The organism is Paracoccus sp. T5 (assembly GCF_048538155.2).
GTDB lineage: Bacteria > Pseudomonadota > Alphaproteobacteria > Rhodobacterales > Rhodobacteraceae > Paracoccus.
Map to the genome: position 1 here is coordinate 1,029,566 of NZ_CM135809.1, position 11,396 is coordinate 1,040,961.

General features: G+C 64.4%; 12 protein-coding genes. All 12 read left to right on the forward strand.

Annotated elements, in window-relative coordinates; genetic code table 11:
- Positions 1 to 37: 37 nt before the first annotated feature.
- The 12 genes from ACNR9W_RS05160 to ACNR9W_RS05215 all read left to right on the forward strand — a co-directional run bounded on the left by ACNR9W_RS05160 (position 38) and on the right by ACNR9W_RS05215 (position 11,336).
- Complete coding sequence (locus tag ACNR9W_RS05160; RefSeq protein ID WP_458478651.1) at positions 38 to 1,369, forward strand: hypothetical protein; 1,332 nt, start codon at positions 38 to 40, stop codon at positions 1,367 to 1,369.
- Complete coding sequence (locus tag ACNR9W_RS05165; RefSeq protein ID WP_419271567.1) at positions 1,362 to 2,291, forward strand: hypothetical protein; 930 nt, start codon at positions 1,362 to 1,364, stop codon at positions 2,289 to 2,291. Before ACNR9W_RS05160 ends, ACNR9W_RS05165 begins: the two co-directional genes overlap by 8 nt.
- A gap of 161 nt (positions 2,292 to 2,452) precedes the next feature.
- Complete coding sequence (locus ACNR9W_RS05170) at positions 2,453 to 3,616, forward strand: SEC-C domain-containing protein (RefSeq protein WP_419271565.1); 1,164 nt, start codon at positions 2,453 to 2,455, stop codon at positions 3,614 to 3,616.
- A 152-nt stretch (positions 3,617 to 3,768) separates the two neighbouring features.
- Complete coding sequence (locus ACNR9W_RS05175; RefSeq protein ID WP_043869387.1) at positions 3,769 to 3,978, forward strand: helix-turn-helix transcriptional regulator; 210 nt, start codon at positions 3,769 to 3,771, stop codon at positions 3,976 to 3,978.
- A gap of 11 nt (positions 3,979 to 3,989) precedes the next feature.
- Positions 3,990 to 4,475, forward strand: coding sequence for a hypothetical protein (locus ACNR9W_RS05180; protein WP_419271563.1), 486 nt, complete (start codon positions 3,990 to 3,992; stop codon positions 4,473 to 4,475).
- The gene (locus ACNR9W_RS05185) at positions 4,475 to 5,221 is read left to right on the forward strand and encodes an ATP-binding protein (RefSeq protein ID WP_458478652.1); all 747 of its coding nucleotides are present in this window, start codon (positions 4,475 to 4,477) and stop codon (positions 5,219 to 5,221) included. Before ACNR9W_RS05180 ends, ACNR9W_RS05185 begins: the two co-directional genes overlap by 1 nt.
- A 19-nt stretch (positions 5,222 to 5,240) precedes the next feature.
- Complete coding sequence (locus ACNR9W_RS05190) at positions 5,241 to 5,741, forward strand: DUF669 domain-containing protein (protein WP_419271560.1); 501 nt, start codon at positions 5,241 to 5,243, stop codon at positions 5,739 to 5,741.
- 64 nt (positions 5,742 to 5,805) lie between these two features.
- Complete coding sequence (locus ACNR9W_RS05195; protein ID WP_419271559.1) at positions 5,806 to 6,168, forward strand: hypothetical protein; 363 nt, start codon at positions 5,806 to 5,808, stop codon at positions 6,166 to 6,168.
- Positions 6,168 to 7,112 carry a PD-(D/E)XK nuclease family protein gene (locus tag ACNR9W_RS05200; protein ID WP_419271557.1) on the forward strand — a complete coding sequence of 315 codons (945 nt, stop codon included), beginning with the start codon at positions 6,168 to 6,170 and terminating at the stop codon, positions 7,110 to 7,112. The genes ACNR9W_RS05195 and ACNR9W_RS05200 overlap by 1 nt, the downstream gene beginning before the upstream one ends.
- Positions 7,106 to 8,842 (forward strand): DEAD/DEAH box helicase, encoded by a 1,737-nt coding sequence (locus ACNR9W_RS05205; protein ID WP_419271555.1) that lies wholly within the window; start codon positions 7,106 to 7,108, stop codon positions 8,840 to 8,842. Before ACNR9W_RS05200 ends, ACNR9W_RS05205 begins: the two co-directional genes overlap by 7 nt.
- Entirely contained in the window at positions 8,839 to 9,063 is a 225-nt protein-coding gene (locus ACNR9W_RS05210; RefSeq protein ID WP_419271553.1) for a DUF6511 domain-containing protein, read from the forward strand. The genes ACNR9W_RS05205 and ACNR9W_RS05210 overlap by 4 nt, the downstream gene beginning before the upstream one ends.
- A complete protein-coding gene (locus ACNR9W_RS05215) occupies positions 9,063 to 11,336 on the forward strand; it encodes a PriCT-2 domain-containing protein (protein ID WP_419271552.1) in 2,274 nt (757 codons plus the stop codon). The genes ACNR9W_RS05210 and ACNR9W_RS05215 overlap by 1 nt, the downstream gene beginning before the upstream one ends.
- Positions 11,337 to 11,396 lie beyond the last annotated feature (60 nt).

Consider the following 11,396-nt stretch of genomic DNA (forward strand, 5'->3'; position numbering starts at 1 on the left):
TTGGTTGGAGAACGCTTGTTCGCTATGCCGAACAAGATTGTTCCATGCAAGTAGACGTGGCGATTTGTTCGATATATATCGAACAACATCGTATCGCATTTTCGCGATTCTGTCCTCCTCCCCGGCCAAAGAAAGGGCTCTCATGACCGCCATCGCCGCGTTTCTCCGCAAGACCCCCGTGATCCGTCTGCAGGATTACTTCACTGCTGGCGGGTTCACCTCGCTTGCGCCCATCGACTGGACGAAGCCCGAGCCCGAGGTGGTGGAGCCGCTGATCAAGGCCGTCGATGCCATGTCCGATGACGAGAAGCAGCGCGTCGTTCTCGATGCGGCCCGCGTGGCGGCTCTGGCGGACGAGCCCGGCCAGAACGCGTTGCAGAACGTCGTCGTGAACCGCGCGGTCTTCGATACGCTTGAGGGGGCCAACAACCGCTCGCTCTGGGTTTTCCTCAACGAGAACGACCGGTTCCGCCTGGCCGAAGAGGTGCGCTACAATGACGAGCGCCGCCGCGGGCGGTCGTGGAGCGGGTTCGGCGTCGATCCCGATCTCGCGGTGAAGAAAGACCCGGTCTCGCTCGCGGCTTTCACTGCCGCGATCCGCGCGCGGTTCGAAACCCCCAACGTCCATGTCGACATCTTCGACCGCCACCGGGTGATCCTCGAGGGCGAGGAATGCGAACTCGTCCAAGTCGCGGTCTACCGGGAGGGGCGTCCCGAGGATATGCTGGGCTTCGACGCCAACAGCACCCTGTCGCGTCGGATCGTGAAGCCGGTCTTCGAGGCGGCGCTGACCTATGAGGCAGCGACCGGGGTGATCGAGGTCGTGGCAAAGACGCGCGAGGACCGGATCGATCTGACCCGGTACATGGCGCGCGACCTGCTGGGCATCACCCTCGATGAAAAGCAGTCGCTGCCGCTGCGCGAATACGATCTCAGCATGCTGCTGCGGCCTTTCGACTTCCCGACTGAGCCGGCCGACGGGATTGCCGGCGTGACCGTCAAGGAATTGCGCCTGATGGATCTGGGCGATGCGAAGGAGCGCATCACGCTCGAATCCATGTCGGGTGCCGACCGGACGATCTGGCAGATGGCGGAGCACCGGATTGGCCTCGACATCGGTGGCGGCGCGCGGATCTTGGGTGGCGTCGGCGACGCGGCGGAATGGGTTGTCACCCGTGCGCGCTTCACCATCAAGTTCCACCCGGGCCCCGATGGCGGGCGGGGCAAGTCGCTGTCGCTGACCGTGACCATGCCGCATGGCTGCAACCTGAAGGACATGACGCCGCAAGAGCGCCTGATCGGCGAGAAGTATTTGCGGCTCTGGGGCATCCTGAAAGACGACAACGACGAAGGCGACATCCTTGAGTAAGCGTGCGATCGACCTTCTGCTGCGGGCCATGGAAGCCCGCAGCATGTCGCTCCAGACATCGGCGTTGCACCAGTTCTCGCGAAGCGCGACCGACGCTTTGATCGCGGCAAAGCTGTTGGTGCCGAGCGGGCATGTCCCGGTCGTCGTCGGGATGGATGACTATGAGGATGAACCGCTCGAGGCCACCTGGTCGGCCGAACTGAAATCATTCGGCTATCACGACAGCACCGGCCGCTGGGTCAAGGTCGCCCATCAGGACATCGCGGCGTGCAGGGTCGACTACGGTCTGGCCTTTGCCAAGATGCTGGTGGCGTTCGAGCGTGCCGGGCCTTCGCGGCCGACTCCCTTGGTCACGGATCTCGTCTGGGACGTGGGAACCATCAAGCTCGCCGGAGCGAAGGCCCCGGTGCCCGTGTGGTTCGCCCGGCGGCTTGGCGATCCGGGGGTCTGGGCCCAGCTCGAGGCGCTGATCGGGCGCAAGCCACCGCAGGAAATCCGCATCATCCTGACCTCCACACCCGGCGAGCGTATCCCGGCGACCGCCCAGAAACGCAACCACATCATCAACGTGGCAGATGTTGCGGGTGATCCGGCCAAGCTCGCGATCTCGCCACAGGTTCTCGGGGCACGGGTGTTCCCCGGGCAAGCGCAGCGGCGATTTCCCATCGATCATTCGGATGACTGCGGACTCGTTTGGCATGGTGACACGACCCTCACCTTCGGCGGCGACAAGCAGCGGCTACTTCTCCAGATCATGTTTGCCGCCTACTGGACCGGGTCACCGGTTCTGCGGGTGGCCGCCGTGCTGGAAGAGGCAGGCTATGGCGGACAGGTGAACTCGCTCAAGAAAGCCTTTGGCCGACGCGAGGATTGGCAGGCGTTCATCAAATTCGACGACGGAAATTGCTGGATTGAAGCTTGAAAATAGCATTTCTCAGACTGTTGGCCGTGATCCTTGGTGGACCATTTCATGACCCAGTACAGCCGCGCGCAACCATGGCCGGTAACGCGATGATCATTTCAAGCCAGGCTTGCCTGCTGCCACGCCTTGCAGCAATCTTTGCAACCTGAGCAGATGGCCCGATGACAATTACCCCAACAAATAAAGGCATGTCCCGATCCCATGATAGTCGTGCAATGAAAGGCCGAGAGAGAAACGCCCCATGTTGGTGTGGCTCTGGCAAGAAGTATAAGAAGTGCCACCTTGGTCGTGATGCTCAGCCAAAAGAAAATCCTTGGGCCGCGGTAGATGTAAATCGCAAGGCGTTTTCCCAAAAGAAGTGCTGGGCACGCGACGTGGGCTTGGGAGATTGCGAAGGCGGCGTGATCAAAGCACACACTGTTTCGCGGGGCCCGAATCTCGCCAAGATCGCCGAGAATGGGCATGTGCTGCAATACGGCGCCAGCATTCCTGATATGAATAAAAACGGCGGCAAATTATCCGTGAAGAGGATTGGCATCAAGGATGCGTCCGTTTTCCATGGTTTTTGCAGCAAACATGATCGGGAGATTTTTTCTTGCATCGAGAATGAAGTCTTTACCGGACGCCCCGACCAGTGCCTTGCCGTCGCTTATCGGACCATGAGCCGAGAACTCTATGGGAAAGATGCAGGCTCTCACTTACGCGAAACGTTGAGGGGCGCCGATAAGGGGATGCAACCTTTTGAGCAGTTCATGCTTCAGAAGATGCTTGATGAAATAGACACGGGCAACGAAGCTGCCCGACGCGATCTGAAGGCCACTCATGACGCATTAACCGCAGCATTGGTGGCCGCCCGGACAGATACGCTTAGTTCGCTGATCTTTGAATTTGCGGCGCCTATTCCGTTCATGTTTGCAGGCGCGTGGTCGCCGTTTACTGACCTCCACGGCGCGGAACTTCAAAAAGGATACGTAGACGAGCTTCTCGAGCAGGTTTTTGTTTCTTCATTTGCGGGTGAGTCCAGCGCAATGATCTGCATTTCCTGGCGGAATATCGACGGTGCGCCCGGAAAGGTCATCGCAGATCAGCTCGAAGAACTGGCGGACGAGACACGAGCCTCGGCATGCCTTCAGTTTGTGATGAAGCATGTCGAGAATGTTTTCTTCAATCCGGATTGGTTCGGGGCATTGGGTGAAAAACAGAAAGAACGTCTTGACCACCTTGCGGCCGACGGCATCGATCCAATGGGCAGCGTTCCCTCAATGCCTGTTCGCTTGGATGTGGATTTTCGATTACCGCGGTCCATAAGATCGTTCCACGCTTGACCAAAAGGCCGTCCTTCAGGGCGGCCTTTTTTGTTTCAGCGCGAAGATCTTTCCGAACTCCCAGTTTGCCTACCGGCTGCCTCCCCAGCGCCTCCAACCCCCTCCGCCATGTTGAACCCGCAAGTGTTCGCAGAAATCCCAAGGAGGTTCACATGGCGACCAGGCACCTTTCCCAGATCGAGCTGGCGGCTCGCTGGAACATTTCGCACCGCACGCTGGAGCGCTGGCGGTGGACGGGCGAAGGCCCGAAATTTATCAAGCTCGGCGGCCGGGTGATCTATCGGCTCGAGGATGTCGAGGCCTTCGAGGCCGAGCAGATCCGCGGCGTGGATCACGAACCCCATCGTCCGATGTCGGCGTGAGGGGGCGGAACATGACGATCTCCAACCACATCACCCTGGCCGATATCCACCGCATGCCGGTGGGCCAGATCGCGGCGCTGCCCGCCGATCAGCTCGCACTGTTGAAAGGCGCGGCGGAGGAGCAACTGACGCAGGCGAAGTCGGTCGCGGACTGGCTCGACGGCGCGATCTCCCTGAAATACGCGGACCGCGCCCAGGACACCCGCCAGGAGGCGGGCAAGGACACCGGCACGATCCGGTTCGAGGATGACGGCGTCACCGTGATCGCCGAACTGCCCAAGCGCATCGACTGGGATCAGGCGTTGCTGGCGCAGATTGCTGAAATCATTGCCTCGGCGGGCGAGGACCCGTCGGAATTCATCGAAACCAAGCTGTCAGTGCCCGAGCGCAAATACGGTGCTTTGCCGGAAAGCTGGCGCAAGGGCTTCGAGCCCGCGCGCACCGTCCGCACCGGCAAGCCGAAGTTCCGCCTCGTGCTGAACGAGGAGGTGCGCTGATGGCCATTTCGCTCGCGTCCCTGCGCACGACCTCGGTGCTGACCCCGCCGCGCATCCTGATCCACGGCGTGGCCGGGGTGGGCAAATCGACCTTCGCGGCCGATGCTGACCGGCCTGTCTTCCTCATGACCGAGGATGGCCTGGGCAAGCTGCAGGTCCCGCATTTCCCGCTCGCGACCAGTTATGCGGAGGTGGCCGAGGCGCTTGATGCGCTTCTGAACCAGGACCACGATTTCGGCACGGTGGTCGTCGACAGTGTCGACTGGCTGGAGCCGCTGATCTGGGCCGAGGCCTGCAAGCGCAACGGCTGGGCCTCGATCGAGGCGCCGGGGTTTGGGAAGGGCTATGCCGAGGCGTTGACCATCTGGCGCGAATATCTCGACCGCCTCAACGCGCTGCGCGACCGCAAGGGCATGGTGGTCATCCAGATCGCCCATACCGACATCAAGCGCTTCGACAGCCCCGAGCACGAGCCCTACGACCGCTATGTGATCAAGCTGCAGACCCGCGCCTCGGCGCTGCTGCAGGAGCATTCGGACGTGGTGCTCTTCGCCAACTATCAGATCTCGGTCGCGAAATCCGATGTCGGCTTCAACAAGAAGGTGACCCGGGCACTCGGATCCGGTGCGCGCGTCATGCACACCGAAGAGCGCCCCGCCTTCCTCGCCAAGAACCGTTACGGCCTGCCGGACACCCTGCCGCTGATGTGGGCGGAGTTCCTCGCGGCGATGCCCCAATCCCAATGAACTGAATAAGGACAAGACCATGGCACGTTTCGACACGTCCTTCGACGCCACCAGCGTCGAGCCCACCACCGCCTACGAGCTGCTGCCCGCCGGCAAATACTGCGCCCAGATCGTCGAGAGCGAGATGCGCGTCACAAAGAACGGCATGGGCCAGTTTCTCTGGCTGATGCTCGACATCCTCGAGGGCGAGCACAAGGGGCGGAAGATCTTCGACCAGCTGAACCTGGTGAACCCGAACCCGACGACGGTGGAAATCGCGCAGCGCACTCTCTCGGCAATCTGCCACGCCACGGGCCGGATGCATGTCAGCGACAGCGAGGAGCTGCACCTGATCCCCATGACGATCCAGGTGAAGATCCGGCCGCCGAAGAACGGCTACGGCGAGAGCAACGCGATTGCCTATCTGCCGCCCGAGCGGGGTTCGGCCCCGGCCGCCCGTCCGGCGAAGCCCGCGCCCGATCTGGCCGGCTCTTCGGTGCCGCCGAAAATGGCCTCCGCGCCCTGGAACAAGAAGGGCTGAGCCTTCGCGCTGCCCTGCGCCCTGACTGACGGGGCAGCGCGCAACTCCATCTGAGGAAATTCCCATGACTGACATGACCAACGCGGCCCCCGTGGCCGTGAACAGCCCCGGCTTGCCTGAAGACCAGCGGCGGCTGATCGAACTCGACGATGCCATCGCCAAGATCCGCACGCAGATCGCGACGGCCGATTTGGCCCGCCAGCGCGGCCAGAAGCCAATCGATCCGGACTGGTTCCACAGGGCCCGCACGGCTCTGCGCCACCTGTGCCGCGAGCGCGCGGAACTGTTGGTCCAAGGCACCGGTCGCCGTCGCCGCGAGAAGCTGAAGGACGCGCTGATCGGCATCCTGCGCGAACGCCATGACCCCGAAACCTGGGATAGCATTCTGGCCGAGGCCCAGGCCCGCACCGAACGGGAGGCCCTGTGATGGCAGAGCTTCCCGAAGCCCCCACGCCGACGCTGACGGCGATCTATGCGGACTACGAGGCTCGGCAGGGTAACGGTTTCCGCGATCACCTCGGGGCGTCGATCATCGGCAAATCCTGCGCCCGGGCGCTCTGGTATGATTTCCGCTGGATCACGCCCGCGCGCCATTCCGGCCGTCTGCTGCGCCTCTTCGAGACTGGGCAGTTGGAAGAGGACCGGCTTGTGCGCAACCTGCGTGCCACCGGGGCGACCGTGCTCGAGGTCGACCCCGAAACCGGCCGCCAGTTCCGGGTCGAGGCCCATGGCGGCCATTTCGGCGGCTCGCTCGACGGCGTGGCCCTCGGGCTCCTGGAGGCGCCCAAGACCTGGCATGTGCTGGAATTCAAGACCCACTCGGTCAAGAGCTTCAGCGAATTGGTTGCCAAGGGCGTCGTTCTGGCGAAGCCCCAGCACGCCGCGCAGATGCAGATCTACATGCACCTGACGGGCATCACGCGCGCCCTCTACGTCGCGGTCTGCAAGGACACCGACGCGCTGCATGTCGAGCGCATCGAGGCGGACCGCGCCATGGCCGAGCGTCTTCTGGAAAAGGCCGGGCGCATCATCTTCGCCCAGCATCCGCCCGCGCGGATCAGTGAGGACCCGGCCTGGTTCGAATGCCGGTTCTGCGATCACCATGCGGCCTGCCATGACGGCGGTGGCGCGGCGGTAACCTGCCGGTCCTGCCTGCATGCGACGCCGGTCGACGGCGGTTGGCACTGCGCGCGGCATGACCGGATGCTGGCGCCTGCCGAGCAACGCACGGCCTGCGGCCGCCATCTCTTCATCCCCGATCTCATCCCGGGCGAGGTCATCGATGCGGGCGACGATGTCGTCACCTACTGCATGGCCGATGGCTCGACTTGGACTAACGACGCCCGTTCCCCGGAGGCCGCGCCATGCTGACCCTGCGCCCCTATCAACAGGCCGCGATCACCGCGATCTACGGCTATTTCCAGACCCACACCGGCAATCCGCTGGTGGTCATTCCGACCGCGGGCGGCAAGTCGCTCGTCATGGCGTCCTTCATCGAGGGCGTGCTGAAGGCCTGGCCCGATCAGCGCATCCTGATCGTGACCCATGTCCGCGAGCTGATCGCCCAGAACCATGCCGAGATGATCGGCCTCTGGCCCGATGCGCCCTCGGGCATCTATTCGGCGGGCCTCGGCAAGCGCGAGGCGCAGGCGCGGATCCTCTTCGCCGGCATCCAGTCGATCCACCGCCGCGCGGCCGAGATCGGCCACACCGATCTGGTGCTGATCGACGAGGCGCATCTGATCCCCGGCAAGTCGAGCACGATGTATCGGCGCTTCCTCGACGCGCTGAAGGCGATCAACCCGGCGCTCAAGGTGATCGGGCTGACCGCCACGCCGTTCCGGCTCGATTGCGGAATGCTGCACGAGGGGCAGAACGCGCTCTTCACCGAAATCGCCTATGAGGCCCCGGTCCACGAGCTGATCGATGCGAGTTATCTGAGCCCTCTGGTCTCGAAACAGCCCGCAACCCGGCTCGATGTCTCCAAGGTAGGCACCCGCGCGGGCGACTTCATTGCGCGCGATCTGGCGGCGGCGGTCGATCAGGACGCCATCACCCGCGCGGCCGTCACCGAGATCATCGAGCATGGCCGCGACCGCAAATCCTGGCTGGCCTTCTGCTCGGGCGTCGAGCATGCGCGCCATGTGGCGGAGGAATTCGGCCGCCAAGGCATCAGCTGCCGCACGATCTTTGGTGACACGCCGAAGGACGAGCGCGATGCGATCCTTGCCGCCTTCAAGCGCGGCGAAATCCGGGCGCTCGCCTCGATGGGCGTGCTGACCACCGGCTTCAACGCGCCGGGCGTCGACCTGATCGCGCTCCTGCGCCCGACGCAATCGGCCGGGCTCTATGTGCAGATGGTCGGTCGCGGCACCCGCCTCGCGCCGGGCAAGGAGAATTGCCTAGTGCTGGACTTCGCCGGCAATGTCCGTCGCCACGGACCGATCGACCTGGTGCGGCCCAAGCGCCCCGGTGATGGCGGCGGGGGCGAAGCGCCGACCAAGGTCTGCCCGGACTGCGACAACATCATCGCGCTCTCGGCTATGGAATGCCCGGATTGCGGCTATGTCTTCCCGGAGCGCGAGGTGAAAATCGCCCCGACGGCCGCCACGCTGCCGGTGCTTTCGCCAAAGCAACAATGGCTTCCGGTCACGGGCGTTTCCTACAGCCGTCACGACAAGGCGGGCGGCCGTCCGTCGCTCAAGGTGACCTATTGCTGCGGCCTTGCCACCCACAGCGAATGGGTCTGCCTCGAGCATCAGGGCTATGCCCGCCAGAAGGCGGCCGAGTGGTGGCGCAAGCGCGCGCCCGGCTGCCCCGTGCCGTTGAGCGTGGCCGAGGCCCTCGCGCAGACGAGCCGGCTTGCGCGCCCCAGCGACATCTCGGTCCGCCCCTCGGGCCGCTATCTTGAGATCTCCGGTTACAGGTTCGCCCCATGCGCCCATCCGACCCCGGCCTCTGCGCCGTCTGCCACCGGGAACCTCGCGGCTTTGGCTGGTTCGAGCCGGGGTTTCGCCGCTCCGAACCGCGGCGTGACGCCAGCCGCAAGTGGCTCTGCAGCCGTGCCTGCCAAGACCTCTGCCATGGGAGGAAGGGCATGATCGATCCGACCCCGAATGAGACCGATGCCATGGTCTTTGGCGGCCAGATGGGCGGCCAATATCTGGAAGCCATCGGCAAGTCCGACCTCGCGACCCTGTCCGAGGAGGAATGGGCCCGGTTTCTCGATGCTGTCGTCACCGGCTATTGCGACCATCTGCGTGCGCTGGCGGCGAAAGATCGCAACCGGCTCGACGCGATGGCGCCGGAGGTGCCGTTCTGATGGCCGACACCTCCTGGATGGCGCGCTTCGGCGCGCGGCTCGTCACCAATGGCTATGCCATCCTGCCGATCGGCCCGGGAACCAAGAAGCCCGGCCGGTTCCAGCGCGGCGGCTGGGTCGATTACCCGGAATGGAACCGCCACGCCGAACGCCCGACTACGGAGGTTGAGGTCGCAACCTGGGCTGCCTGGCCCAATTGCGGCATCGGCATCGTCGGCGGTGCGGTGGCGGCGGTCGATATCGATATCGCGGCGGACGCCGAACTGGCATTGCAGATCGAGGCGTTGGCCAGGGCGCGCCTCGGTGACACGCCCGCGCTGCGCATCGGCCGCGCCCCGAAGCGCATGCTGGTCTATCGCACGGCCGAGCCGTTTCGGGGCATCAAACGCCATCCGCTCGAGGTGCTCTGCCTCGGGCAGCAGTTTCTGGCCTATGCCGACCACCCCGATACCGGCGCGCCCTATGTCTGGCCCGACGAGGGGCTGGCCGATCTCGATATCAGGGACCTTCCGGAAATCACGGCGGAAGCGGCGGCCGCCTTTCTCGACGAAGCCTATGCGATCCTGCCCGAGGCCTTGCGTCAGCGTGGGCTGCGCTCGGCAGCACCGGCCACCGTGCTGCGCAACCACGGGCAGATCGGCACCTTGCCCGCCATCCGGTCGGCGCTCGACTGGCTGCCGAATGACGAGCTCGATTACGACAGCTGGATGCGCATCGGCATGGCGCTGAAAGGGGCGCTTGGCGATGAGGGCGGCGAGGTCTTTGTCACTTGGTCGGCACAGGCCGCCAAGGATGCGCCCGCGACCACGGCCCGCGCCTGGGCGAGCTTCAAGCCCGATCGGATCGGCGCGGGCACGATCTACCACCTCGCCATGGAACGTGGCTGGCAGCCCGATGCCGCCTTGCGCCTCGATGGCAGCCTCGATCCGAACGGCCCGCATCCGGCCGCAGATCTGCTGGCCCGGCTGGAAGGGAGCGCACCGAGCGTCACCGCCCTGGAAAAGCCCGCCTTCAGCCTGACCATCCCCGATGGTCTCGTCGGGGATCTGACCGGCTATATGCTGGCCACCGCCCGCCGCCCGCAACCGCTTCTGTCGCTCGGGGCCAGCCTCTGCGCCATCGGCGCGCTGATGGGGCGGCGGTATCGCACAACCAGCAACCTGCGCTCGAACCTCTATGTCGTGGGGATCGCTGACAGCGGCTCGGGCAAGAACCACGCCCGCGAGATCATCAACGAGGTCTTCTTCGAGGCAGGCCTCGCGCACCATCTCGGCGGCAACAAGATCGCCTCCGGCGCGGGGCTCTTGACTGCGCTTCATCGGCAGCCCGCGATCCTGTTCCAGATCGACGAATTCGGGATGTTCCTGTCGGCCGCCGCCGACCGCAAGCGCAGCCCGCGCCACATCACCGAGATCCTCGACAACATGACCGAACTGTTCACGGCCGCGGGCGGGATCTTCCTCGGGGCAGAATATGCGAACCGTGACGGCACCAATGAGCGGCGCGACATCAACCAGCCCTGCCTTTGCGTCTATGGCACCACGACGCCGCTGCATTTCTGGGGCGCGCTGCAGGGCGCGAATGTGGTCGACGGCTCGCTTGCGCGCTTTCTGATCTTGCCGAGTGATGACGACTATCCGGACGAGAACCTCGCCGTGGGAATCCGGCAAGCGCCGCCCGCGCTGATCCAAGCGCTCCAGCTGGTTGCCAAGGGCGGCGGGGCCGTGAAGGGCAACCTGACCGGCAAGACCGCCGATCAGAACACCGCCGTGAGCCCGATGACAGTGCCAATGTCCGACGCGGCAAGGGCAAGGTTCGCCGATCTCAGCGACGCCCTGACGGAGGAGCTGCGGGCAGCAGCCGGCACCGCTTTCACCGCCATTCTCGCCCGCATCGGAGAGAACGCGCTGAAGCTGGCGCTCATCGTCGCCGTCGGGCGCGACCCTGTGCGCCCCGAGATCGACATCACCGCGGCGGACTGGGCCATCGGCTTCGTGCGCCATTACGCGCGCCGCACCATGGAGGCGGTCGAGCGCCATGTGGCGGACACCGAGACCGAGGCGCATCTGAAGCGTCTGAAGGAGATCGTCCGCGCCGCTGGGCCCAAGGGGATCACCAAGTCCGAGATCACCCGTGCCTCCCAATGGCTGAAATCGCGCGACCGCGACGACATCCTGCTGACCCTGATCGAGAGCGGCGACATCACCACCGGAATGCGTGGCTCCTCGACCAAGCAGGCCATGGTCTACCGGATGGCGCGGTGGGGCGGGTGACCGGAGATCCTTCAATCCGCCTGAAGCGGCCCTTGAAGCCGAAATTCCGACAAGTCACAG

Excerpts from the sequence above, each read along its gene's own strand:
- ACNR9W_RS05195 (WP_419271559.1), top strand. The coding sequence starts at position 5,806 with ATGACTGACATGACCAACGCGGCCCCCGTGGCCGTGAACAGCCCCGGC.
- ACNR9W_RS05205 (WP_419271555.1), top strand. The coding sequence starts at position 7,106 with ATGCTGACCCTGCGCCCCTATCAACAGGCCGCGATCACCGCGATCTAC.
- ACNR9W_RS05215 (WP_419271552.1), top strand. The coding sequence starts at position 9,063 with ATGGCCGACACCTCCTGGATGGCGCGCTTCGGCGCGCGGCTCGTCACC.
- ACNR9W_RS05190 (WP_419271560.1), top strand. The coding sequence starts at position 5,241 with ATGGCACGTTTCGACACGTCCTTCGACGCCACCAGCGTCGAGCCCACC.
- ACNR9W_RS05185 (WP_458478652.1), top strand. The coding sequence starts at position 4,475 with ATGGCCATTTCGCTCGCGTCCCTGCGCACGACCTCGGTGCTGACCCCG.
- ACNR9W_RS05210 (WP_419271553.1), top strand. The coding sequence starts at position 8,839 with ATGATCGATCCGACCCCGAATGAGACCGATGCCATGGTCTTTGGCGGC.
- ACNR9W_RS05200 (WP_419271557.1), top strand. The coding sequence starts at position 6,168 with ATGGCAGAGCTTCCCGAAGCCCCCACGCCGACGCTGACGGCGATCTAT.
- ACNR9W_RS05170 (WP_419271565.1), top strand. The coding sequence starts at position 2,453 with ATGACAATTACCCCAACAAATAAAGGCATGTCCCGATCCCATGATAGT.
- ACNR9W_RS05175 (WP_043869387.1), top strand. The coding sequence starts at position 3,769 with ATGGCGACCAGGCACCTTTCCCAGATCGAGCTGGCGGCTCGCTGGAAC.
- ACNR9W_RS05180 (WP_419271563.1), top strand. The coding sequence starts at position 3,990 with ATGACGATCTCCAACCACATCACCCTGGCCGATATCCACCGCATGCCG.